Source organism: Metapseudomonas otitidis (assembly GCF_011397855.1).
Lineage (GTDB): Bacteria > Pseudomonadota > Gammaproteobacteria > Pseudomonadales > Pseudomonadaceae > Metapseudomonas > Metapseudomonas otitidis.
Genome location: NZ_AP022642.1, coordinates 1,910,570 through 1,933,077, shown reverse-complemented (window position 1 = coordinate 1,933,077; position 22,508 = coordinate 1,910,570). Strand labels below are relative to the sequence as shown.

The window sequence follows — 22,508 nt, the reverse complement described above, 5'->3', positions numbered from 1 at the left end:
AGGCGAAAAAGCGCAGTTTACGCGGGGTAAATGAGCATTTTGATCGGACTCGCGCACGAGCCTGTTTTTAACGCCGCGATGGCAACGCAGGTAGTTTTTAGAGGTGCCCTACAGCGGGTCATCGCCCGCCTCCTCCTCCAGCACCGGCTGCGGGTGCAACGGCAGGTGCAGGGTCAGCGTAGTCCCCCGACCCTCCAGCCCCTCACCGACGCTGACGCGGCCGCCGTGGGCGCCGACCATGCCCTGGCAGATGGCCAGGCCCAGGCCGGTGCCCTGCCCGCCCCGGTCGCCCCGGGCGGCGGTGTAGAACATGTCGAAGATGCGCTCGCGCTCGGCCACCGGGATGCCGGGGCCTTCATCGCTGACCGCCAGGCGCAGTTCGTCGTCGCCCGCCTCCACCGCCACCCGCAGGCGGCCGCCGGTGGGCGAGAAGCGCGCGGCATTCTCCAGCACGTTGACCAGCGCCTGCTCGATGAGTGCCGCGTGCACGTAGAGCAGCGGCAGCGCCTCGGGCACCTGCGTCTCCACCTTCAGTGGCGCCAGCACCGGGCGCAGCCGTTGCAGGGCGCTGGCGACGATGTCCACCGGCGCCACCCAGTCGCGGGCGAGCTTGAGGCCGCCGTGGCCCAGGCGTGTCATGTCCAGCAAGTTCTGGATGTAGCGGTCCAGGCGCTCGGCCTCGTCGCGGGTGCCCTCCAGCAGCTCGCGGCGGTCCGCCAGGGGGATCGCCTCGCCCAGGGCCAGCAGGCTGTCGATGGAGCCGCGCATGGCCGTCAGCGGCGTGCGCAGGTCATGGGAGACGGACGCCAGCAGCGCGCTGCGCAGCTGTTCGGTCTCGCCGTGCAGGCGCGCGGCCTCCAGGTCCTCCGCCAACTGGGCGCGGGCCAGGGCCTGGGCCAGCGGCTGGCCCAGGGCGGCCAGCAGACGACGGCGCTCGGCGGACAGCGGCTGGCCATCGCGCGGGGCGACGCCGAGCAGGGCCAGCGGGCCGTCCTCGCCACTCAGCGGCAGCCACCACCAGCGCCCGCCCGGCAGCGTGCCGGTGCCCAGGCCGGCGCTCTGTTCGTGCTGCCAGGACCAGTCGGCGGCGGCCCGCTCCTGGTCCGCCAGCAGGCGCTGCACGCCGGCTTCGATCTTCCACAACCCGTCACGGCCACGGCCCAGCAGGCACACCTCCAGGTCGTTCCAGGCCTCGAACTGCTGGGTGGCCGCCTTCATCACCGCCTGGCGGTCGGTGGCGGCGGTGAGCTTGCGCGAGAGGTCCAGCAGTGCCGTGGTTTCCGCCTGGGTGCTGCGCAGGGCCTGCACCTGGCGACGCTGGCGCGAGGCGAGGTTGCCGGTGAGCCCGGCCATGAGCAGGAAGAACAGCAGGGTCAGCACGTCTTCCTGGCGGGCGATGGTCAGGGAGAACACCGGCGGGATGAACAGGAAGTCATAGGCCAGGAACGACAGCCCAGCGCACACCAGTGCCGGGGCCAGGCTGCTGCGCACCGCCACCAGCAGCACGGCGGCGAGGAACACCAGGGAGATGTTCGGCAGCGCCAGCACCAGGTGCGCGCCCCAGGCGATGCCGCTGGCGGCCAGCACCGCCCCCAGCGCCAGGCCGTAGTCGCCCGCCGGCACGGGATCGCGCCCATTGGGCGCGGGGCGGGCGTCCGGGTCGGTGTCGAGCACGCTGATCTCCAGCCCCTGGCCATGGCGCAACAGGCGTTCCGCCACGCCCCGGCCCAGCCAGCGACGACGCAGGCGCTGACGGCTGCGCCCCACCAGCAGCAAGCTGGCGCGGCGCTCGCGGGCGTGGGCCAGCAGGGTCGAGGCCACGGCCTCGGCACGCAGGGTCACCACCTCCCCGCCCAGGCGCTCGGCCAGTTGCTGGGCGGCCTGCAGGCGGGCGCGGCTGTCTTCGTTGCGGGTGCGGCCGGTGTCCACGTGCACCAGGCTCCAGGGCAGGTGGCGGCGCTCGGCCACCCGGCAGGCATGGCGCACCAGGCGCTCGGCCTGGTCGTCGCCGTCCACGCCCACCAGCAGGCGGCCGCGCACCGGCGGTGCCTCCTGGCCCTGCAGGCGGTAGCGCCGCGCCAGGTCGGCATCCACCCGCGCGGCGGCGGTCTGCATGGCCAGCTCGCGCAGGGCGGTGAGGTTGGTCTGGGAGAAGAAGGCATCGATGGCCGCGCGGGCCTGTTCCGGCACGTAGACCTTGCCTTCGCGCAGGCGCTCCAGCAGCTCGCGGGGCGGCAGGTCGATGAGGAGTATCTCGTCCGCCTCCTGCAGCACCCAGTCCGGCACCGTCTCGCGCACCTGCACGCCGGTGATGTCGAACACCTGGTCGTTGAGGGCCTCCAGGTGCTGCACGTTGACCGTGGTGTACACGTCGATGCCGGCGGCCAGCAGCTCCTGCACATCCTGCCAGCGCTTGGCGTGGCGGCTGCCGGGGGCGTTGCTGTGAGCCAGCTCGTCCACCAGGGCCAGGCGTGGCGGGTGGGCCAGCAGGCCGTCCAGGTCCATCTCGGTCAGCGGCACGCCCCGGTACTCCAGGCGTCGCTGGGGTTGTTGCGGCAGGCCGGCGAGCATCGCCTCGGTCTCGCTGCGGCCATGGGTCTCCACCACGCCCACGCGCAAGTCGACGCCCTGGCGCCGTTGCGCCTGGGCGGCCTGGAGCATGGCGTAGGTCTTGCCTACGCCGGGCGCGGCTCCGAGGAAGACTTTCAGGCGGCCACGCCCTTCGCGGGGCAGTTCGGCCAACAGCGCGTCCGCGCGGCCGGCATCACTCATTCGGGCATCTCGTTCAGTCTCAGGTTGAGGGCCAGGACGTTGACCACCGGCTCACCGATGGCCGGCCGTTCGGTGTAGCGCTCCACCAGGCGCTCCAGCTGCTCGGGCGGCAGGTGGCGGGCGGCGGCGATGCGCGGAATCTGGTAGCGCGCGGCAGCCGGCGGCAGGTGCGGGTCGAGGCCGCTGCCGGAGGTAGTCACCAGGGCCATCGGCACCGGGCCCTGGGCGTCGGCCAGCAGGCGGTTGGCGTCCTTGTTGATGCGCTCGGCCAGGGCCGGGTTGCTTGGCGCCAGGTTGCTGGCCGCGCTGGACACGGTGGCGTAGTCACCGGCGGAGGGGCGCGGCTGGAACCATTGCGGGCCGTCCACGGGCTGGGCTAGCAGGCGGCTGCCGCGCACCTCGCCCTGGGCATCGCGCACCAGGCTGCCGTTGGCCTGCTCGGGGAAGGCCACCTGGGCAATGCCGGTCACGGTGAGGGGGTAGGCGACGCCGGTAATCAGGGTCATCAGGGCCAGGAGGCTCAGGGCGGGTCGAAGTTGCGAAAGCATATTCAGTTCCTCGATGGAAAGCGAAAGCGACCGGGGGCGGGTGTGCCCCCGGTCCTCCTCTGGTAGGAGGGAATGGCGTCACACCAGGCCGATGAAGGTCAGCAGCACGTCGATCACCTTGATGCCGACGAAGGGCGCCACCAGCCCACCCAGGCCGTAGATCAGCAGGTTGCGGCGCAGCAGGCTGGCGGCGTCCGCGGCCTGGATGCGCACCCCGCGCAGGGCCAGGGGGATCAGCGCGATGATGATCAGCGCGTTGAACACGATGGCCGAGAGGATGGCGCTCTGCGGGCTGTGCAGCTGCATCAGGTTGAGCACGCCCAGCTGCGGGTAGATGCCGGCGAACAGCGCGGGGAGGATGGCGAAGTACTTGGCCACGTCGTTGGCCACCGAGAAGGTGGTCAGCGCGCCACGGGTCACCAGCAGTTCCTTGCCCACCTGCACCACGTCCAGCAGCTTGGTCGGGTCGGAGTCCAGGTCCACCAGGTTGGCGGCCTCGCGGGCGGCCTGGGTGCCGTCGTTCATCGCCAGGCCCACGTCGGCCTGGGCCAGCGCCGGGGCGTCGTTGGCGCCGTCGCCGCACATGGCCACCAGCTTGCCTTCGCCCTGCTCGAAGCGGATGCGCGCCAGCTTCTTCTCCGGCGTGGCCTCGGCGATCACGTCGTCCACCCCGGCTTCGGCGGCAATGGCGGCGGCGGTCAGCGGGTTGTCACCGGTCACCATCACGGTGCGTATGCCCATGCGGCGCAGCTCGGCGAAGCGGTCGCGGATGCCGGGCTTGACTACGTCCTTGAGGTGGATGGCACCCAGCAGGCGGCCGTCGGCGGCCACCAGAAGCGGCGTGCCGCCGCCCTGGGCGATGCGCTCGACCTCACGGGCGAGCACCTCGGGCATGCCGTCGCGCTCCATGCCGACCCAGGCCAGCACCGCGTCCACGGCGCCCTTGCGGTAGCGGTGGCCGTTCCAGTCGGCACCGGAGAGGCGCGTCTCGGCGCTGAAGGCGATGGCGGTGACGGCCTCGCGGGCCGGCTCCTCCAGGGTGTTGAGCGCGCGCAGGTACTCGACGATGGACTTGCCTTCCGGCGTGTCGTCGGCCAGGGAGGCCAGCAGCGCCGCGTCGGCCAGTTCCTTGCCGCTAATGCCGGGGGCCTTGACCATCGCGCTGCAGCGGCGGTTGCCGAAGGTGATGGTGCCGGTCTTGTCCAGCAGCAGCACGTGCACGTCCCCTGCCGCTTCCACGGCACGGCCGGACTTGGCGATGACGTTCAGGCGCACCAGGCGGTCCATGCCGGCGATGCCGATGGCCGAGAGCAGGCCGCCGATGGTGGTGGGGATGAGCGTCACCAGCAGCGCCACCAGGTACACCAGCGGCAGGTCGCCACCGGCGAAGCGGGCGAAGGGCTGCAGGGTGGCCGCTACCAGCAGGAAGATCAGCGTCAGGCCGATGAGCAGGATGTCCAGCGCCACTTCGTTCGGCGTCTTCTGCCGGCGCGCGCCTTCCACCAGGGCGATCATGCGGTCCAGGGTCGACTCGCCGGGGTTGGCGGTGATCTTCACCAGCAGCCAGTCCGACACCACGCGGGTGTTGCCGGTGACGGCCGAGCGGTCGCCGCCGGACTCGCGGATCACCGGTGCGGATTCACCGGTGATGGCGGCCTCGTTGACCGCCGCGATGCCCTGGATCACCTCGCCGTCACCGGGGATCAGCTCACCGGCCTCGACGCGGACGATGTCGCCCCGGCGCAGGCTGCTGGCCGGCACCGTCTCGAAGGCACCGGAGGCCGTGCGGCGACGGGCGCCAAGGCCCTGGCTGCCAGCCTTGAGGCTGTCGGCGCGGGCCTTGCCACGGCCTTCGGCCAGGGCCTCGGCGAAGTTGGCGAAGAGCACGGTGAACCACAGCCACAGCGCGAGCTGCAGCGCCAGGCCGAGGGACACCGCCGGGTTGGGGATGAAGCAGAGCACGGTGGTCAGCACCGCGGTCAGCTCCACCACCAGCATCACCGGCGAGCGCTTGAGCTGGCGCGGGTCGAGCTTGACGAAGGCCTGCACCAGCGCCGGCTTCCACAGCGCGGCGACAGTGGTGGCGGAGGGTTGCTTGGCGCCGGCCTTGGGCGCCTTCAGAGGGGCGTTCATCATGGTTCTCCGTTAGAAGCCCTGGAGCTGCGCGAGGTGTTCGGCGATGGGCCCGAGGGCCAATGCCGGGAGGAAGGTCAGGCCACCCACCAGCAGGATGGTCAGGGTCAGCAAAGTGACGAACAGCGGGCCGTGGGTGGGGAAGCTGTCGGCACCGACCGGCGCGCGCTTCTTCGCCGCCAGGCTGCCGGCGATGGCCAGCACCGGGAGGATGTAGCCGAAGCGCCCGAGCAGCATGGCCAGGCCGATCATCACGTTGTGGAACACCGTGTTGGCCCCCAGCCCGGCGAACGCCGACCCGTTGTTGGCGGTACCCGAGGTGTAGGCGTACAGCGCCTGGCTGAAGCCGTGGGCACCCGGGTTGGTGATGGACGCCGCCGGGCCCGGCAGGCTCACCGCCAGGGCGCAGAACACCAGCACGCCCACCGGCATCACCAGCAGCGTGGCCACCAGCAGGCGCACCTCGCGGGCTTCCAGCTTCTTGCCCAGGTATTCGGGGGTGCGGCCGATCATCAGGCCGGCGAGGAACACCGCGATCAGCACGAACAGCAGCATGCCGTAGAGGCCTGCGCCGACCCCGCCGAAGATCACCTCGCCGAGCATCATGTTGAACATCGGCACCATGCCGCCCAGGGCGCTGAAGCTGTCGTGCATGGCGTTCACCGAGCCGTTGGACGCGGCCGTGGTGGTCACCGCCCAGAGTGCCGACGCGGCGGTGCCGAAGCGCGCCTCCTTGCCCTCCAGCGACCCCACCTGCTCGATGGGCAGCGCGGCCAGGGCCGGGTTGGGGCGGAACTCCGCCCACAGGGTGACGCTGAGGCCGACGGCGAACAGCACCAGCATGCAGGCCAGCAGCGCGCGGCTCTGGCGCAGGTCCTTCACGTAGTGGCCGAAGCTGAACACCAGCGCGGCGGGGATCAGGATGATCGACGCCACCTCGAACAGGTTGCTCCAGGCGCTGGGGTTCTCGAACGGGTGGCTGGAGTTCACGCCGAAGAAGCCGCCGCCGTTGGTGCCGAGCTGCTTGATGGCGATCTGGCTGGCCGCCGGGCCGAGGGGGATGACCTGGTCGGTGCCGCCCAGGGTCTTGGCGCTGACGTAGTCGGCGAAGGTCTGCGGCACGCCCTGCCACACCAGGAACAGCGCCAGCAGCAGGCACAGCGGCAGCAGCGCATAGAGGGTGCCCCGGGTCAGGTCGACCCAGAAGTTGCCCAGGTCCCGCGTGCTGCGCCGGGCGATGCCACGGGCCAGGGCCACCAGCACGCACAGGCCCACCGAGGCGCTGACGAAGTTCTGCACGCCCAGGCCGACCATCTGGCTGAAGTAGCTCAGGCTCGCCTCGCCGCTGTAGGACTGCCAGTTGGTGTTGGTGACGAAGCTGACGGCGGTGTTGAACGCCAGGCTCCATTCCAGCCCCGGCAGGTGCTGCGGGTTCAGCGGCAGCAGGTGCTGCAGGGTGAGGATGCTGAACAGCAGCACCAGCCCGGCGGCGTTGAACGCCAACAGCGCCAGGGTGTAGGTCTTCCAGTCGTGCTCGCGCTGCGGGTCGACGCCGGCGATGCGGTAGCACAGACGCTCCACCGGGGCGAACAGCGGGGTCAGGAAGGTTCGCTCACCCTCCATGGCACGGTAGATGTAGCGCCCGATGAAGGGCGCCGGCACCAGCACCAGGAGGAAGAAGGCCAGGATCAGGCCGTAGTCCTGTACGTCCATGGCGCCCCCTAGCCACGCTCGGCGCGCAGCAGCGCGACCAGCAGGTAGATGAAAAGCCCCGTGGCCATGGCCAGGGACAACCCGTCGAGAATGCTCATGTGTAGTGCTCCGTGATGCGGACGGCGCCGCTTTGGGCAAATTCTCGACAAGGGGGGCGTAAAGGAACGAGCCACGGAAGGGCCTGGCGGCATAAAGATCGCGTAAAGAAGTGGGCCAAGTGCCCGTCTGCCAGGACTCCCAGCGCCTGGCCAGCACGCCGCGCCGACGCGAAGCGGGGAAGGCTCGGGCGGGGACAGTGGCCTTCAGGCGGGCGAGCCATGGGAGTCGGCAGAACGCGTCGGAAGCGGAACGCTCCACCCGAAGTCCTGCGCCCCCGACCGTCCACCGCCTACCCCCTCCCACGCCCGCTGCCGAGTGCCAAAACGCCCCCGGCATGATCCATCCCGGCAGCGGGAAACACCCTGCCGAAACGCCCGGTTCGGACCTGTCCGAAAATCCCCCCGCTTCTTTTACAGCGGCCCGAGGCCGTGCCTACCATCGGCGCGCCGGCAACCAACCCTCCCACTGAACGAACACCAGCCACAGGCTGGCGAGCCCGCGCGCCTTCGGGCGGTGCAGGCTCAGGAGTGCTTTATGCCGAGCTTCAAGATCAACCCCGTCTGCCGAGGCATCTGCCTCTGGGCAGCCTCACTGGGCACCCTGGCGGCCCTGCCGGTGGCAACGGCCACTGCGGCCGATCCCGCCACCGCTCAGCACGCCAGCGCCACGCGGGAAGTCACCCTCACCGGCCAGTTCATCGACCTGCAGGCCCTCAAGCCGGGCACGGCGCGCAGCGGTGTCGCCGCCCTGGGCACCGAGCAGTTACGCCAGGAGGCAGGCCTGAGCCTGCTGCGCACCAGCGCCGAACCCATCGAGCATCAAGCCGGGCTCAACGTGTACGTCGGCCAGACCCTGGGGGCGGCTCGCAGCCTCTCGGGCCCTGGTGAGTTCTTCCTCGCTGCGCGGGACAACGGCAGCTTCGTCGCCCTGCTGCCCGAGGCCAACGCCATCATCCGTGGCTCGGCCGACGGCGAGCAGGTGCTGACCCGCTTCGACACCCCGCACGCCTTCCACCCGAGCCAGGTCGACTACGTCGAGCAGGTGCTTGAAGAGGTGCCCGGCATCCTCGAGGAACGTGGCAAGCGCAGCCTGCTGGTGGACCGTAGCCAGGCCGGAGAGATCGTGATCGACCTGCTGGCCGGCTTCTCCCAGAAAGCCGCCAATTACATCCGCGACCACGAGGCCTATGCCCTGGCCCAGGTGGCCCTGGTCAACCGCGCCCTGAAGCAGTCCCAGGTCGAAGGGGTACGCATACGCCTGGTGGGCACCCAGGTGATCGCGGACGACCACCCCATCACCACCGACACCCTCGCCAAGCTGTCGACGCTGTTCCGCGATGGCATGCGCCAGTACAGCCCCGACCTGGTGGCCGGCTTCATCATGGGCACCCCAGGCGTCGACACCGCCATTGGCTGGGCCTACGTGCCGGGGCGCTACTCGATCAACTACATCAACTCCCCCACCACCTTCCGCCACGAAGTTGCCCACAACGCCGGCGGCAGCCACTGCTCGGACGGCAAGAGCTACCGCTTCGGCTACAACAACGGCCGGGTCGGCACCATCCTTTGCGGCAACCATGTGCCCTTCTACTCCAACCCGGACCTGCGCGACGTGCAGGGGATCCCCCTGGGCGATGCCAGCACTGCCAACATGGCCAGGGTCTGGCGCGAGAACGCGGCACGCATGTCGGCCTACAGCCCGGCGGTCGTGCCCCTGGCCGAGGAGATCAAGCGCGAGGTGCTGAAGGAGCGGGTCAGCCTGGCCAAGAACCAATGGCGCAACTTCGTCATCGACGTGCCCGAGGGCAGCCGACGCCTGCTGATCAGCACCGCCCATGGCGAGGGCTACGACCGGGGCAACGGCCGCTCGCAACTGCTGCTGCGCCGTGGCGCCCTGCCCAGCGACGCCCAGTTCGACGCCCGTTCGACGCTGAACAACCACCCCTTCCTGGCGCTGGACAACCCGGCCCCGGGCCGCTGGCACCTGGCGATCCGCGCAGAACCCAACAACCCGGTGGACGACATCTACCTGGACGGCGCCCTCTACGCCGCCACCCAGGACACCGCCCAGGCGCGCTACCTGAAGCTGGTGGCCGAGTCCTCCATCGATGGCAAGGAGCGCGCCAGCGCCGCCGAGCTGCACCTGGCGGACGCCCAGGGCCGGTTGCTGTCCCGTGACGGCTGGCGGGTGCACTCCGTCAGCAGCGCCGTCCCCGCCTCGGCGAGCGGCGCCCACGCCATCGACGGCAACACCAGCTCCTACTGGAGCACCGTGCCCGGTGACCGCTACCCCCACCAGATGGTCATCGACCTGGGTGGCGAGCAGCGCTTCTCCAGCCTCAACTACCTGCCCCAGCAGGTGCGCGACATGGAGGGCAACATCAAGGGCTACCGCATCTATGGAAGCGACAACCCCAACGGCAACTGGGCCCTGCTCGGCCAGGGCGAATTCAGCGCCAGCAACGAGGCCCAGGCCGCCCCGCTGAAAGCCGAGGACGCCGGCAAGCCGCCGGTGGTGGTGATCCAGGGCCCGGCCTCGGCCGAAGCCGGCCAGAAGGTACAGCTGGACGCCTCCGGCTCCAGCGATCCCCAGGGCAGCGCCCTGAGCTACAGCTGGTCCGTGACCCCGGCGCTGGACTTCGACATCGACGGCCCGCGCCTGACCCTCAAGGCCCCGGAGCACAGCAGCGACACCCGCTACCGCTTCAGCGTGACGGTCAGCAACGGCAAGCAGACCACCACCCGCGTGCATGAGCTGCTGGTCAAGGCTGCCAGCGGCGCCGGCGCCACCTGCGAAGCCACCTGGCAACCCGGCACCGAGTACCTGCAAGGCCACAAGGCCCAGTGGAAAGGCCGCCTGTACGAAGCCCGCTGGTGGACGCGCAACAACGAGCCCGGCACCGCCGCCTCCACCGGGGCGGACGGCAGCGGCAAGGTCTGGCGTGACCTGGGCCCCTGCGAGGCCAGCGGCACGCCCGAGCAGCCGCCGGTGATCCTGCCGCCGGTGCCCGCCATCAGCGGACCGGCGGATGCCAAGGCCGGTGACCGTGTGCAGCTCAGCGCCTCTGCCTCCAGCGACCCGAACGGGCTGGCCCTCAGCTACCGCTGGAGCGTGAGCCCCGCCCTCGCCTTCCAGAGCGAAGGCGCCGGCCTCAGCTTCACCGCGCCGCGCCTGGACAAGGACGCCGACTACACCTTCACCCTCACCCTGGGTAACGGCCACCACGAAGTGACCCGCACCCACAAGGTCCGGGTGAAGGCCGAGGCTCCGGCGATCCTGCCACCCGTTGCAGCCATCAGCGGACCGGCAGAAGCCAAGGCTGGTGACCGCGTGCAGCTCAGTGCCGCCGGATCGACAGACCCGAACGGACTCAACCTCCGCTACCGCTGGAGCGTGAACCCTGCCCTCGCCTTCCAGAGCGACGGCGCCGGCCTCAGCTTCACCGCGCCGCGCCTGGACAAGGATGCCGACTACACCTTCACCCTCACCCTGGGCAACGGCCACCACGAAGTGACCCGCACCCACAAGGTCCGGGTGAAGGCCGAGGCCGGCCAGCAACCCGGTACCTGTGCCAGCCCCTGGAGCGCCTCGGGCACCTACTGGGAAGGCAACAAGGTGACCCACAAGGGCCGCACCTACACCGCCCGCTGGTGGACCAAGGGCAACGAGCCCGGCAACCCGGCCTTCACCGGCGCCGACGGCAGCGGCAAGGTCTGGCGTGACGAGGGCGCCTGCCGGTAAACCCCAACCCCGCCAAACGAAAGAGGCCGCCCAGTGGGCGGCCTCTTTCATTGCGGGCAGCGGGGTTACTGCTGCAACTCCTGCTCGGTGAACAGGCCGTCGAAGAGCATGGTGGACAGGTAGCGCTCGCCCGAGTCAGGGAGGATCACCACCAGGGTCTTGCCCTGCATCTCCGGCTTCTCGGCCAGGCGCACGGCGGCAGCCATCGCCGCCCCGCAGGAAATGCCGCAGAGGATGCCTTCCTCGCGCATCAGGCGCTGGGCCATGGCCTTGGCCTCCTCATCGCTGACCTGCTCGACGCGGTCGACGATGGACAGGTCCAGGTTCTTCGGCACGAAGCCGGCACCGATGCCCTGGATCTTGTGCGGGCTGGGCTTCACCTCGTCACCGGCCAGGGTCTGGCTGATCACCGGCGAAGTCACCGGCTCCACCGCCACCGAGAGGATCGGCTTGCCGCGCTGCTGCTTGATGTAGCGGGAAATGCCGGTGATGGTGCCGCCGGTGCCGACGCCGGCCACCAGCACGTCGATGGCGCCGTCGGTGTCGTTCCAGATCTCCGGGCCGGTGGTCTTCTCATGAATGGCCGGGTTGGCCGGGTTCTCGAACTGTTGCAGCAGCAGGTACTGCTCGGGGTTGCCGGCGGCGATCTCGGCCGCCTTCTCGATGGCGCCCTTCATGCCCTTGGCCGGTTCGGTGAGCACCAGCTCGGCGCCCAGGGCCTTGAGCACCTTGCGCCGCTCCAGGCTCATGGAGGCCGGCATGGTGAGGATCAGCTTGTAGCCCCGCGCCGCCGCGACGAAGGCCAGGCCGATGCCGGTGTTGCCCGAGGTGGGCTCCACCAGGGTCATGCCCGGGCGCAGGCGGCCGCTCTCTTCCGCGTCCCAGATCATGCTGGCGCCGATGCGGCACTTCACCGAATAGGCCGGGTTGCGCCCCTCGATCTTGGCGAGGATGGTCACGCCCTTGGGGCCCAGGCGGTTGATCATCACCAGCGGCGTGTTGCCGATGGCCTTGGAGTTGTCTGCGTAGATGCGGCTCATGAACCGGTCCTCGAAGGTGGCGGGTCGATGGGAGAAAGGGGCCCAGCCTATGCCCAGGTGCCCCGGCAGTCCAGCCGAACCGAATGGCGCCGGCACAGTCCATCGGACATGTGCCAAACGCCGGAAGCCCCCCATGAAGCGACGCTATGGCTGGCCGCTCAAGGCCCTGCTCACCCTCCTGCTGCTCCTGCTGGTGGCCCAGCTGACGCTGCCCTGGCTGATCCGTGACTACCTCAACGGCAAGCTCGCCGACATGGGCGAGTACCGCGGCCACATCGACGACATCGACCTGGCCTGGTGGCGAGGCGCGTACCGCATCAACGGCCTGTCCATCGTCAAGGCCGATGGCAGCGTGCCGGTGCCGCTGCTGGACGCGCCGGGCATCGACCTGGCGGTGAGCTGGCAGGCGCTCTGGCAGGACCGCGCCGTGGTCGCGCGGGTGGTGTTCGAGGGCCCCGAACTGAACTTCGTCGACGGCGGCGCCGACAAGCGCCAGTCCCAGACCGGTGCCGGCACCGACTGGCGCGACCAGCTCAACAAACTGCTGCCCATCACCCTCAACGAACTGCGCGTGCTGGACGGCCGCATCGCCTTCCACAACTTCACCTCCACCCCCAAAGTGGACCTGGACGCCAGCCAGGTGAACGCCAGCCTCTACAACCTCACCAACGTCGCCGACAGCCAGGGCGAGCGCGTGGCCCGCTTCGAGGGCCGCGCCCAGTTGCTCGGCCATGCGCCCCTGGAGGTGGAGGCCACCTTCGACCCGTTCAAGAACTTCGAGGACTTCCAGCTGCGCCTGCGCGCCCGCGACATCGACCTGCCCCGGCTCAACGACCTGGCCCGCGCCTACGGCCGCTTCGACTTCCGCCGGGGCCAGGGCGACCTGGTGATCGAAGCCCGCGCCGACAACGCCCGGCTCAGCGGCTACATCAAGCCACTGCTGCACGATGTGGACGTGTTCGACTGGCGCCAGGACGTGGAGAACGAAGACAAGGGCGCGCTCCGCGCCCTCTGGGAGGCCCTCGTCGGCGGCGGCGAGACCCTGCTGAAGAACCAGCGCCGCGACCAGTTCGCCACCCGCGTGGAACTCAGCGGCAACGTGCACCAGCAGGACGTCAGCGCCTTCCAGGCGTTCATCGCCATCCTGCGCAATGCCTTCATCGAAGCCTTCACCCCGCGCTTCGAACATGCCCCGCCCGAGCGCGATGACGCCACACGACCCACCGGAGGACAGGGCCCCGCCGCCGCCACGACGGACTAGGCTGCAAGGGCCGTGACCGCCCATTCAGTGACTGAATGCCCCGTCTGCGTTCACAGTGCGCCGGGGCTCACGCTATAGTCGGCGCCTCCACCTGATACCGCGCGCCCGGCACTGCCGGTCGTTACCGTTCGAGGATTACCTGATGAAGTTCGAAGGCACCCAGTCCTACGTCGCCACCGACGACCTCAAGCTCGCCGTCAACGCCGCGATCACCCTGCAACGCCCGCTGCTGGTCAAGGGCGAACCGGGCACCGGCAAGACCATGCTCGCCGAGCAGCTGGCCGAAGCCTTCGGCGCCAAGCTGATCACCTGGCACATCAAGTCCACCACCAAGGCCCACCAGGGCCTTTACGAGTACGACGCCGTGAGCCGCCTGCGCGACTCCCAGCTCAACTCCGACAAGGTCCACGACGTCCGCAACTACATCAAGAAAGGCAAGCTCTGGGAGGCCTTCGAGGCCGACGAGCGCGTGATCCTGCTGATCGACGAGATCGACAAGGCCGACATCGAGTTCCCCAACGACCTGCTGCAGGAACTCGACAAGATGGAGTTCTACGTCTACGAGACGAACGAGACCATCAAGGCCAAGCAGCGCCCGATCATCATCATCACCTCCAACAACGAGAAGGAACTGCCGGACGCCTTCCTGCGCCGCTGCTTCTTCCACTACATCGCCTTCCCCGACCGCGAGACGCTGAAGAAGATCGTCGACGTCCACTACCCCAACATCAGCGGCGAACTGGTGGCCGAGGCGCTGGACGTGTTCTTCGACGTGCGCAAGGTCCCGGGCCTGAAGAAGAAGCCCTCCACCAGCGAACTGGTGGACTGGCTGAAGCTGCTGATGGCCGACAACATCGGCGAAGCCGTACTGCGCGAGCGCGACCCGTCCAAGGCCATCCCGCCGCTGGCCGGCGCCCTGGTGAAGAACGAGCAGGACGTGATGCTGCTCGAACGCCTGGCCTTCATGGCGCGCCGCGCCAGCCGCTGAGGCTGCGATGGACCTCGAGCGGATCAGGCGCAAGCGCCAGAAGAACGTTCAGGAGCAGGCCCTGCTCCGGCGTGAGGGGCTGCAACTGACCGCCGAGTACTACCGCAAACAGCCAGACAAAGTGCCCCGCGTGCTGTTGCAGCACCCGCAGGCACAGGGGATCGACTGGAGCCGCACCATCGTGGTCGACCTGCATATCGAGCAATACGGTGGCCATGGGGTCAGCGGCCTGCTGCTGACACAGGACTGCCGGTTCATCGAATTCGACCTCGATACCAACGAGGACTGCTCCGAGCTGGATGCCGAAGGCCGCAACCATTGGCATGACGTGACCGAGCAGACCTCGACCTCCCGTCAACACCGCGGGACGGGTGTCAGCGACGGTGCCTGGGCCCTGGAAATCCAACGTCAGCTCAACGGAGAGGCCAGCGACGATGCATAACGGCAGCTGCCTGTGCGGCGCGGTGAAGTACCAGATCGACGCGCCCATCGAATCCGCCACCCATTGCCATTGCGGCCAGTGCCGCAAGGGCCATGGCGCAGCCTTCGCCAGCTACGGCAACGTGCGGCGCGAGCACTTCCGCTTCACCGCAGGGCAGGACCAGGTGGCCGCGTTCCACTCCTCCCCCCACGTGACCCGGACCTTCTGCCGCCAGTGCGGCAGCAACCTGCAATGGTTCGCCGACCACCCGCACCCCAAGTGGGTCTCAGTGGCCCTGGGCACCCTGGACTCGCCCCTGGGTGACGTCCCGCAGAAGCACATCTACACAGAATCCAAGGCCGACTGGTACGCCATCGCCGACGGCCTGCCCCAGGAATCCCGGTCCTGAGGCCCCACCGCTAGCAAGAGGGTGCAGCCATGCTGCTCAACCTGTTCAACGAAATGCGCGCCGCCAAGGTGCCGGTCTCGGTCCGCGAACTGCTGGACCTGATCAACGCGCTCAAGCACAACGTCGTCTTCGCCGACATGGACGAGTTCTACTACCTCGCCCGCACCGTGTTGGTGAAGGACGAACGCCACTTCGACAAGTTCGACCGCGCCTTCTCCGCCTACTTCAAGGGCCTGGAGAACCTCAACGAGCACATCGAGGCGCTGATCCCCGAAGAGTGGCTGCGCAAGGAATTCGAGCGCCTGCTCACCGACGAAGAGCGCGCGCAGATCCAGTCCCTCGGCGGGCTGGACAAGCTCATCGAAGAATTCAAGAAACGCCTGGAAGAACAGAAGGAACGCCACGCCGGCGGCAACAAGTGGATCGGCACCGGCGGCACCAGCCCCTTCGGCTCCGGCGGCTTCAACCCCGAGGGCATCCGCGTCGGCGACGCCGGCAAGCGCCAGGGCAAGGCCGCCAAGGTCTGGGACCAGCGCGAGTACAAGAACCTCGACGACCAGGTGGAACTGGGCACCCGCAACATCAAGGTCGCCCTGCGCCGCCTGCGCAAGTTCGCCCGTGAAGGCGCAGCGGAAGAGCTGGACCTGGACGGCACCATCGACCACACCGCCCGCGATGCCGGCCTGCTCAACATCCAGATGCGCCCCGAACGGCGCAACACCGTGAAGCTCCTGCTGCTGCTGGACATCGGCGGCTCCATGGACGCCCACGTGAAGGTCTGCGAAGAGCTGTTCTCCGCCTGCAAGACCGAGTTCAAGCACCTGGAATACTTCTACTTCCACAACTTCGTCTACGAATCGGTGTGGAAGAACAACCTGCGCCGCACCTCCGAGCGCACCTCCACCCAGGACCTGCTGCACAAGTACGGCGCCGACTACAAGGTGGTGTTCGTCGGCGACGCCGCCATGGCCCCCTACGAGATCACCCAGGCCGGCGGCAGCGTCGAGCACTGGAACGAAGAGCCGGGCTACGTGTGGATGAAGCGCTTCATGGAGAAGTACAAGAAGCTCATCTGGATCAACCCCTACCCCAAGGACACCTGGAACTACACCGCCTCCACCGGGCTGGTGCGGGAGCTGATCAACGACCAGATGTTCCCCCTCACCCTGCAGGGGCTGGAGGAAGGGATGCGCTTTCTCTCCAAGTGAAAAAGAAAGGGCCCGGAAGGGCCCTTTTCTTTGGCTGCTCTCGTGCTTTCAGAGGCCTGACAGACCGCTACTGATGTCACCTGTTTCGCCTTGTATGGCGAAACCAGAAATAGCAAAAGAGCGTGTTCCAAAGGTCGTACTCACTGCAGACGGAGCTTCTATTGATCCGCCGCCGGCGGTATGGACTGTGCGTTATGTTTCCGCAGGAACGCCAATATTCGTGGCTGACTGTCGAAATACCGGTCGCTGTCGAACAGTAGTGAACCTTGCTCAGATATCGATGCGTTCACATCAGCACCGTGCTCGATCAGCAACTCCAGCAGTTCCAGATAGCCGGCAGCACGCGCCATGAAGTCTTCGTCCTGCCAAAGCAAAGCCGCACCCGTGGGCGTCAAGTCCAGCAAAGAACGCAAGATTGAGGCTCGCTGCTTACCACCATAGATAACAATCAGTCGCGCGAACTCGCATAAGTCAACCAGGCATGGGGATAGATCAATCCCCCGTGCCAATGCGGCCTTGATCGACTTCTCCAGTCCGTATTCCAGAAGTTTCAGAATCAGCGGCTGGCCATCGACCTCTATATCCAGACTGGCGCCTGCCTTGATACGCGTAGCCAAACGTACATCTTCACCATCAAGAACCAGGCTTTGAATTTCCTCGCGTTCAGACATTTGAACTGCGGGAAATTGCCTTCTGGAAATGGGTTCCCCGGCACGGTAGAAAAGCTCGCTCACATCGTCTGTTTGTCCGTGATAAATGCGAACCCGTACATACTTCGCTCCCCTGGCGTGCAATGCAGCGGCATGCCAAGACTCGAACATGCTTCCCGAGGAACCCTGAATGAGCAGATGCAGCGAGTTTCCTCTCCACTGGACATCGTTAACCCATGCGGGAGACCAATCGTCAGCCAGATGCTGTAGATCACTCGGCCACTCTTCGGTTTCGCGCGCATGACGAAATACGTGGTGAAGAGGAACCAAAGACTCCTGTTCATCAGCCAGACACGTGATAGTGAAGTCGTTGCTAGACATGCAGCCTCCTTGCTTAAAAAGAGTCGTTATCAGTGATCAGCCTTTCCATTTTTCCGCATCAGCTCCACAAGTTCTTCGAGGCTCTTGGCAATGCGCTCATTGGCCTCGGCAGTTCGCTGAGCCAGGTTACGCGTTCGCTGCATGGCGATCCGCAGAACCAGCGGCATACAAACCAACATGAGCATCAGGGGGCCGAATGTGAAAAACAAACTGACCCATGGCGAACCCCCCGAGGCTCTCTCGGCGGCATCTGCCGACAACGAAAGTCCTACCAGAAAAACGATCATGGAAACTTGCTTGAAATGGGATGACATAGCGACTCCTTGCTTGTACTGGATCAGCCAATCAACGGCTGACGTATCGGATAACGGAGCGTCGTACCGTTTCAGGCATAACGCGGCGGGCGATTCTATACAACACCACTGCGGATCGTCAGAACGCATTACTGGGCCTGAGTAATCGCCACCAGACCGAATACGACAGGTCCCACCACTCGGCAGGCCACTCAATACACGCACCACTGCCGACTACGAGGCAGACTCCGTGTCGGCAGACCGCGCGAGGAGGCCTAGCGGCCTGCCGGCTACCTGTACCGGTCTGTCAATCTCGCGCGGTCTGCCCTCCTGCTCCCATCAACGTCCGGCGATACAGCCATCTCGTCACGGCGGATCGCATGGGGAGACCTTCGGGTCTGCCGGCCTCTACTAGCCGGCTCGCCAACCCCATGCGATCCGCCACCACCCCATCGCACGGCATCCCCAGCCCAGGGCGTTGGCCATGCCCCTTGCCCTCCCTCCCCCACCTCCCTATCCTCCCGGCGTCGCGGTCAATCCCGCGACCGGGTTTGACAGCCCGTTGCTCGGCGCGAATGCGCCTGAAGGTGCATGCGAAAAACGGCGAATGTTTTTTGCAGGCATCGGCACGCATGCAGCTTTCTTGGCTGCTCTGCTCTATGGCAGATCGCGCGGGGAGACCCTAGCGGGTCTGCCGGTCCGAGCCCGGTCTGTCAACCCCGTGCGGTCTGCCACCCTTCGAATGACAGCGACAGGTGGCAGCTCCTTCATCTAGCTCGGGAGCAACACCATGCACGACGCATACACCCCCATCGTTTTCCAACGCCACAACCACCAGCTCCGTGCCGCCATGGTCGACAACCAGCCCTGGTTCGTGGCCATGGACTTCGCGCGGATGATCGGCGCGTTGAAGCCCGGCCGCCTGCCCCGCCTGGTGGACCCGCACCAGCGCCGCGCCGTCCGCTTGCGGCACGCCAGCGGTGGCAGCGAGGAAGTCATCGCCCTCAGCGAGGCCGGCGCCTACCGCCTGCTGTACCGCTACCAGCACCCGGAGCACCGCTGCCTGAGCCGCTGGCTCAGCGAGGAGGTGGTGCCGACGCTGCACGACCACTACCGTGACGCCAACGCGGCGCCCCGCCGGGCGTACATGAGCTGGGCCAACCAGCGGATCGGCGTGGTGAAGTGGCAAGGGGACATCTGGATCGCCCGGCGCGACCTGCCGGTGTTCCTCTGCAGCCGCGAGGAGCCGGCACTGGGCAACGAACCGAGCTGGAAGCACATGCCCTTCGGCGATTGGTAGCCGAACCGGGAGCGGGTGCGCCCCGCTCCCGGTTGTCGAAATTGTGCGCGTGTGCGGTATGCACCGGTGGCCATTCGGCTAGGGTGCTGCCTTTGCCCCCACCGAGCGGATTCGAGCATGGACACCCTGCAAAACGGCATCGACGCGTACAACCAGACCTTCCAGGACCTGCACGGCGAAGACGATGAGCTGGCTTGCGACGGCCCCGCGCCGGCGGCGGACATCGAGCGCTTCCAGGCCCTGGCCGGGATGCCGCTGCCGGCGGAGTTGGTTGCCTTCTACCGCCACTTCGGCAGCCTGAAGAACAACACCCAGGACGACAACCACTGCTTCTGGCTGCCCGCCCCGGGCGAGCTGGTGGACTGGCTGGAAGACCAGGGCAGTGGCGCCGGGCTGGTGTCGCTGATGCGGGCCTTCTGGGGTGGCGACCGTCCGGAGCTGGACGCGGGCACGCACTTCGATGCGGCTCAGCTGCAAGCGCTGGACCAGCGTTTCATCGGCTTTGGCTGGTTCATGGGCGACGACATGCTGGAAGGCGCGCACTTCCTGTTCTTCGACCGGGCCGGCGGGTTCGGCCGCCTGCACTACCACCAGGACCGTTTCGCCGAAGCCCGGCGTGGCCTGCTCGGGCTGCTGGAGTCGGGCCTGCCCGGCCACTCGCTGGAGGCCCTGCTCGGCCAGGCGCTGGACGAGGTACGCGAGGGGCTGGAAGCCTTCGGCTGACCCAGGGAACAGCGCCAGCTGTGCCAGGATGCGCGCGGCCCAGGCGCTCCGCACGACAAGGAGTGGCCTGCCCTGCGCGCTGAACCAGCGAGGGCTTACCTGGGCCTGTTGTCAGGCTGCACGCCTAGTGAGGCACTCAGGAAAGGCTGCGCGGTTGATGATCCAGCAGCAGCACCAGGTCACGCACGTGCAGAACCTTGCCGTAGAAGGGGTTGTTCTCAACGCCCGCCAGAGACCGGCCACTTAGTCGGGCCATATCCTCCAGCAGCTCGAACTCCAGATCCTCGTCGTCCAGGTTCAGATCCTCCTCGAAGCGATCATCGGCACGGATCGGCAAGCGTCCACCGAGATAACCGTGCAGAGACTCGTACACGGCGCGGATCACCCAGGTGTCCACCTGCCACCGAGGGAAGGCGCGAGCGAACTGGCATATGGACTGCCCCTGGCGCTGCGCAGCCAGCCTCGCTAAACGTCGCTGCTCTCGCCAGCTCAAGTACGTCACCAGCACAGCCGTGCCGGCCACAACCCACAGCAGCGCAGGCTGCTGCACGATGCTCCAGACCAGGCCAACGAGCAGGCACAGCAGCAACAGAACCAAGCCGAGCGGTAACCGTGCCGGTGCGTGTGGCATGTCGTGCATGTGTCTTGAAGGTTTGCGCATGGCGTTGCCCCGTTGTGGACAGGCTCGCAACCTATCCCAGCCCTCACAGGGCAGGCAAGACAGCACAGGAGCACCTTTGCGGCGAGGCGTCTCTGGCAAGCGCTGTACAAGGCCAAGCAGCCGCAACCGTATCGTCCAAAACTGATGAAAGCGCCTCAGGAAGAAACCACCCGCTCAGGCGCACACCACTGAAAAGAGTTCGACAGGTGGCAAAGCCCCGTGGCTGGCTGTGGACTGGCGGCGACCTTCACCCCCTGCGGAACAACGCCAGCCAGCAACCGAAGCCCACCAGCAACGCGCCGAAGCTGCGGTCCACCCAGTGCCGCACCGCCAGCAAGCGCTGGCGCACGGCGCCGGAGGAGAAGCACAGCGCCACCAGGCCGAACCAGGCGACGTGGGCGCTGGCGATGAAGGCGCCATAGCCCACCTGCACCGCCAGGGGCGTGTCCGGGCGCACCACCTGCAGGAACAGGCTGACGATGAAGACCGTGGTCTTGGGGTTGAGCACGTTGGTGAAGAAGCCCATGCGCAGGGCCGCTGCGTCGCTCAGCGGTGCTTCGGGCGTCTCGGCCTGGGTACCGGCGGGCTGGCTGCGCAGCATCTTCACCCCCAGCAGGATCAGGTAGGCGGCACCGGCCAGGCGGATGGCATCGAACAGCCAGAGCGACTGCTGGATGAGCACGCCGACACCCACCAGGGTGTAGCTGACATGCACCAGCACACCCAGCCCGATGCCCAGCGCCGTCAGGGCGCCGGCGCGGCGGGAGCGCAGCAGGCTGTTGCGTGAGACGAGGGCGAAGTCCGGCCCGGGGCTGATCACCGCAAGCAGGGTGATGGTGATGACGGCTAACAGTTCGGCCATGGCGTATCCTCTGGCGGTTCGATAGAGGTGCCGATCATAGGAAGCCAGCCAGGGGCCTGACCAACGATGCTTTCTGACCATTCCGGTGAGCCTGGCTCACCATCCAGCGATTCCCGCCTGCCCTCGCTGATGGCGCTGCGCTGCTTCGAGGCCGCAGCCCGCCTGGAGAACTTCACCCGCGCGGCGGAGGCGCTGCACCTGACCCATGGCGCGGTGAGCCGGGCGGTTCGGCTGCTGGAAGACGACCTCGGCGTGGCGCTGTTCGAACGGCGCAACCGCCGCGTCTTCCTCACCGAGGACGGCCGCACCCTGGCTCGCGCGGTGCACGACGGACTGGCACTGATGCAACAGGCTGCCCAGGGCTTGCGGACCAAGGCACGCCGGGAGCGGCAATGGGTGGTGTCGTGCGAGCCGACGCTGCTGATGCGCTGGCTGATCCCGCGCTGGCCGGACTTCCAGGCGCGCCACCCGGACTGGGTGATCCACCTGGTGGCCGGCGGCGGGGCCTTCTCCTTCCAGGCCGGCATCGACCTGGCAATCCGCCGCGAGGATTTCCCGCACCCGCCGCACTGGCACGTGGAGCCATTGTTCGAGGAGCAGGTGGGGCCGGTGTGCCGGCCGGAGCGGGCCACCCAGTGGTTCGAGGCGGACGACCTGCGCCCGGATGCGCCCCGGCTGCACACCCGCACCCGGCCAGCAGCCTGGGCGGACTGGAGCACGGCGGCCGGTCGCGCTCCGGGCCTGCCGGGCGGGCAGGTGTTCGAGCACTTCTACTTCAGCCTGCAGGCGGCGGTGGCCGGACTGGGGGTGGCCATCGGCCCGTGGCACCTGGTGCGCGACGACCTGGCGAGCGGCGCGCTGGTGGCGCCGCTGGGGTTCGTGGCCGATGGCTCGCGCTACTGCCTGCTGAGCGAGGCCCCACCGCCGCCCGGCAGCCTGCCGGCCGCGCTACTGGCGTGGCTGCGGGAGCAGGCCTGATGCAACGAATGACGGAACGGCACGCGCGCCGTAGCATCCAACCCCACATGCCCTATTTGAAAAGGAGATCGACATGCCCTGGTATGCCTGGCTGATCCTAGCGCTGGCCCTTGGCTCCATCGTCGGCGGCCTGATGATGCTGCGCGACACCGCGAAGAAGGTTCCGCTGACCGAGGAGCAACTGGCGCGCATCCGCCAGCGCAACGCGGAAGCGGACGCCAAGGACGCGGAAGACCGCTGAGAGCCGGCACGGAAGCCGGCCACGGGCCGGTTTCCCGCACATCCGCCAACACCTGATGGCGAGATGGCCTTAAAGTGCGCCACCTG

20 protein-coding genes are annotated in these 22,508 nt (G+C 67.7%); 10 read left to right on the top strand and 10 right to left on the bottom strand.

All coding sequences use genetic code 11. From position 1 onward, the window contains the following. Window positions 1-108: 108 nt before the first annotated feature. The 5 genes from PotMrB4_RS09065 to PotMrB4_RS09045 all read right to left on the bottom strand — a co-directional run bounded on the left by PotMrB4_RS09065 (window position 109) and on the right by PotMrB4_RS09045 (window position 7,264). On the bottom strand, window positions 109-2,772 hold the full coding sequence (locus PotMrB4_RS09065) for a sensor histidine kinase (RefSeq protein ID WP_172433059.1): 2,664 nt from the start codon (window positions 2,770-2,772) through the stop codon (window positions 109-111). Then, window positions 2,769-3,320, bottom strand: coding sequence for a potassium-transporting ATPase subunit KdpC (gene kdpC, locus PotMrB4_RS09060; RefSeq protein WP_044409304.1), 552 nt, complete (start codon window positions 3,318-3,320; stop codon window positions 2,769-2,771). The genes PotMrB4_RS09065 and kdpC overlap by 4 nt, the downstream gene beginning before the upstream one ends. Before the next feature lie 78 nt (window positions 3,321-3,398). Further along, entirely contained in the window at window positions 3,399-5,453 is a 2,055-nt protein-coding gene (gene kdpB, locus PotMrB4_RS09055; RefSeq protein WP_172433058.1) for a potassium-transporting ATPase subunit KdpB, read from the bottom strand. 12 nt (window positions 5,454-5,465) lie between these two features. After that, window positions 5,466-7,166 carry a potassium-transporting ATPase subunit KdpA gene (gene kdpA, locus PotMrB4_RS09050; protein ID WP_044409313.1) on the bottom strand — a complete coding sequence of 567 codons (1,701 nt, stop codon included), beginning with the start codon at window positions 7,164-7,166 and terminating at the stop codon, window positions 5,466-5,468. Window positions 7,167-7,174: 8 nt separating this feature from the next. Continuing rightward, window positions 7,175-7,264 (bottom strand): K(+)-transporting ATPase subunit F, encoded by a 90-nt coding sequence (locus PotMrB4_RS09045; RefSeq protein WP_069566518.1) that lies wholly within the window; start codon window positions 7,262-7,264, stop codon window positions 7,175-7,177. Window positions 7,265-7,799: 535 nt separating this feature from the next. On the opposite strand from PotMrB4_RS09045, the gene PotMrB4_RS09040 reads away from it, so the two are divergent. Next, window positions 7,800-11,006 carry a PKD domain-containing protein gene (locus tag PotMrB4_RS09040; protein ID WP_197939513.1) on the top strand — a complete coding sequence of 1,069 codons (3,207 nt, stop codon included), beginning with the start codon at window positions 7,800-7,802 and terminating at the stop codon, window positions 11,004-11,006. Window positions 11,007-11,071: 65 nt separating this feature from the next. Here the strand turns inward: PotMrB4_RS09040 and cysK are convergent, their stop codons facing one another. Further along, window positions 11,072-12,046, bottom strand: a complete 975-nt coding sequence (gene cysK, locus PotMrB4_RS09035; protein ID WP_044409315.1) for a cysteine synthase A — start codon at window positions 12,044-12,046, stop codon at window positions 11,072-11,074. 133 nt (window positions 12,047-12,179) lie between these two features. Here cysK and PotMrB4_RS09030 point away from each other — a divergent pair, with 133 nt between their 5' ends. The 5 genes from PotMrB4_RS09030 to PotMrB4_RS09010 all read left to right on the top strand — a co-directional run bounded on the left by PotMrB4_RS09030 (window position 12,180) and on the right by PotMrB4_RS09010 (window position 16,333). Then, window positions 12,180-13,307 (top strand): DUF748 domain-containing protein, encoded by a 1,128-nt coding sequence (locus tag PotMrB4_RS09030; RefSeq protein ID WP_172433057.1) that lies wholly within the window; start codon window positions 12,180-12,182, stop codon window positions 13,305-13,307. Between the two features lie 142 nt (window positions 13,308-13,449). Continuing rightward, on the top strand, window positions 13,450-14,295 hold the full coding sequence (locus PotMrB4_RS09025) for an AAA family ATPase (protein ID WP_044409321.1): 846 nt from the start codon (window positions 13,450-13,452) through the stop codon (window positions 14,293-14,295). 7 nt (window positions 14,296-14,302) lie between these two features. Next, window positions 14,303-14,737 carry a hypothetical protein gene (locus PotMrB4_RS09020; protein WP_172433056.1) on the top strand — a complete coding sequence of 145 codons (435 nt, stop codon included), beginning with the start codon at window positions 14,303-14,305 and terminating at the stop codon, window positions 14,735-14,737. Next, window positions 14,730-15,125: a GFA family protein gene (locus tag PotMrB4_RS09015; RefSeq protein ID WP_074968701.1), complete on the top strand. Its 396-nt coding sequence runs from the start codon at window positions 14,730-14,732 to the stop codon at window positions 15,123-15,125. Before PotMrB4_RS09020 ends, PotMrB4_RS09015 begins: the two co-directional genes overlap by 8 nt. Window positions 15,126-15,154: 29 nt before the next feature. Beyond that, complete coding sequence (locus PotMrB4_RS09010; RefSeq protein ID WP_044409328.1) at window positions 15,155-16,333, top strand: vWA domain-containing protein; 1,179 nt, start codon at window positions 15,155-15,157, stop codon at window positions 16,331-16,333. Window positions 16,334-16,491: 158 nt separating this feature from the next. Here the strand turns inward: PotMrB4_RS09010 and PotMrB4_RS09005 are convergent, their stop codons facing one another. Further along, window positions 16,492-17,364 (bottom strand): hypothetical protein, encoded by an 873-nt coding sequence (locus PotMrB4_RS09005; protein ID WP_172433055.1) that lies wholly within the window; start codon window positions 17,362-17,364, stop codon window positions 16,492-16,494. Between the two features lie 29 nt (window positions 17,365-17,393). Then, complete coding sequence (locus tag PotMrB4_RS09000) at window positions 17,394-17,678, bottom strand: hypothetical protein (RefSeq protein ID WP_142011013.1); 285 nt, start codon at window positions 17,676-17,678, stop codon at window positions 17,394-17,396. A 769-nt stretch (window positions 17,679-18,447) separates the two neighbouring features. On the opposite strand from PotMrB4_RS09000, the gene PotMrB4_RS08995 reads away from it, so the two are divergent. Together PotMrB4_RS08995 and PotMrB4_RS08990 are read left to right on the top strand one after the other, a co-directional pair. Then, complete coding sequence (locus tag PotMrB4_RS08995) at window positions 18,448-18,957, top strand: BRO-N domain-containing protein (protein WP_107331189.1); 510 nt, start codon at window positions 18,448-18,450, stop codon at window positions 18,955-18,957. A 117-nt stretch (window positions 18,958-19,074) separates the two neighbouring features. After that, a complete protein-coding gene (locus tag PotMrB4_RS08990) occupies window positions 19,075-19,680 on the top strand; it encodes an SMI1/KNR4 family protein (protein WP_172433054.1) in 606 nt (201 codons plus the stop codon). 136 nt (window positions 19,681-19,816) lie between these two features. Here the strand turns inward: PotMrB4_RS08990 and PotMrB4_RS08985 are convergent, their stop codons facing one another. Continuing rightward, entirely contained in the window at window positions 19,817-20,341 is a 525-nt protein-coding gene (locus PotMrB4_RS08985; RefSeq protein WP_172433053.1) for a hypothetical protein, read from the bottom strand. A gap of 247 nt (window positions 20,342-20,588) precedes the next feature. Further along, window positions 20,589-21,203 carry a LysE family translocator gene (locus tag PotMrB4_RS08980; protein WP_172433052.1) on the bottom strand — a complete coding sequence of 205 codons (615 nt, stop codon included), beginning with the start codon at window positions 21,201-21,203 and terminating at the stop codon, window positions 20,589-20,591. A 66-nt stretch (window positions 21,204-21,269) separates the two neighbouring features. Between PotMrB4_RS08980 and PotMrB4_RS08975 the strand changes: the two genes are divergently transcribed. Together PotMrB4_RS08975 and PotMrB4_RS08970 are read left to right on the top strand one after the other, a co-directional pair. After that, a complete protein-coding gene (locus PotMrB4_RS08975) occupies window positions 21,270-22,181 on the top strand; it encodes a LysR family transcriptional regulator (RefSeq protein ID WP_172433051.1) in 912 nt (303 codons plus the stop codon). A gap of 73 nt (window positions 22,182-22,254) precedes the next feature. After that, on the top strand, window positions 22,255-22,422 hold the full coding sequence (locus PotMrB4_RS08970) for a DUF2897 family protein (RefSeq protein WP_069561667.1): 168 nt from the start codon (window positions 22,255-22,257) through the stop codon (window positions 22,420-22,422). The last annotated feature ends 86 nt before the right edge of the window (window positions 22,423-22,508 follow it).

Coding starts and splice junctions, on each gene's coding strand:
- PotMrB4_RS09000 (WP_142011013.1), bottom strand. CDS start 17,678: ATGTCATCCCATTTCAAGCAAGTTTCCATGATCGTTTTTCTGGTAGGA.
- PotMrB4_RS09065 (WP_172433059.1), bottom strand. CDS start 2,772: ATGAGTGATGCCGGCCGCGCGGACGCGCTGTTGGCCGAACTGCCCCGC.
- PotMrB4_RS09030 (WP_172433057.1), top strand. CDS start 12,180: ATGAAGCGACGCTATGGCTGGCCGCTCAAGGCCCTGCTCACCCTCCTG.
- PotMrB4_RS09045 (WP_069566518.1), bottom strand. CDS start 7,264: ATGAGCATTCTCGACGGGTTGTCCCTGGCCATGGCCACGGGGCTTTTC.
- PotMrB4_RS09025 (WP_044409321.1), top strand. CDS start 13,450: ATGAAGTTCGAAGGCACCCAGTCCTACGTCGCCACCGACGACCTCAAG.
- PotMrB4_RS09020 (WP_172433056.1), top strand. CDS start 14,303: ATGGACCTCGAGCGGATCAGGCGCAAGCGCCAGAAGAACGTTCAGGAG.
- kdpB (WP_172433058.1), bottom strand. CDS start 5,453: ATGAACGCCCCTCTGAAGGCGCCCAAGGCCGGCGCCAAGCAACCCTCC.
- PotMrB4_RS08980 (WP_172433052.1), bottom strand. CDS start 21,203: ATGGCCGAACTGTTAGCCGTCATCACCATCACCCTGCTTGCGGTGATC.
- kdpC (WP_044409304.1), bottom strand. CDS start 3,320: ATGCTTTCGCAACTTCGACCCGCCCTGAGCCTCCTGGCCCTGATGACC.
- PotMrB4_RS09010 (WP_044409328.1), top strand. CDS start 15,155: ATGCTGCTCAACCTGTTCAACGAAATGCGCGCCGCCAAGGTGCCGGTC.
- PotMrB4_RS08985 (WP_172433053.1), bottom strand. CDS start 20,341: ATGCGCAAACCTTCAAGACACATGCACGACATGCCACACGCACCGGCA.
- PotMrB4_RS08990 (WP_172433054.1), top strand. CDS start 19,075: ATGGACACCCTGCAAAACGGCATCGACGCGTACAACCAGACCTTCCAG.
- PotMrB4_RS08975 (WP_172433051.1), top strand. CDS start 21,270: ATGCTTTCTGACCATTCCGGTGAGCCTGGCTCACCATCCAGCGATTCC.
- kdpA (WP_044409313.1), bottom strand. CDS start 7,166: ATGGACGTACAGGACTACGGCCTGATCCTGGCCTTCTTCCTCCTGGTG.
- PotMrB4_RS08995 (WP_107331189.1), top strand. CDS start 18,448: ATGCACGACGCATACACCCCCATCGTTTTCCAACGCCACAACCACCAG.
- PotMrB4_RS09015 (WP_074968701.1), top strand. CDS start 14,730: ATGCATAACGGCAGCTGCCTGTGCGGCGCGGTGAAGTACCAGATCGAC.
- PotMrB4_RS09040 (WP_197939513.1), top strand. CDS start 7,800: ATGCCGAGCTTCAAGATCAACCCCGTCTGCCGAGGCATCTGCCTCTGG.
- PotMrB4_RS08970 (WP_069561667.1), top strand. CDS start 22,255: ATGCCCTGGTATGCCTGGCTGATCCTAGCGCTGGCCCTTGGCTCCATC.
- cysK (WP_044409315.1), bottom strand. CDS start 12,046: ATGAGCCGCATCTACGCAGACAACTCCAAGGCCATCGGCAACACGCCG.
- PotMrB4_RS09005 (WP_172433055.1), bottom strand. CDS start 17,364: ATGTCTAGCAACGACTTCACTATCACGTGTCTGGCTGATGAACAGGAG.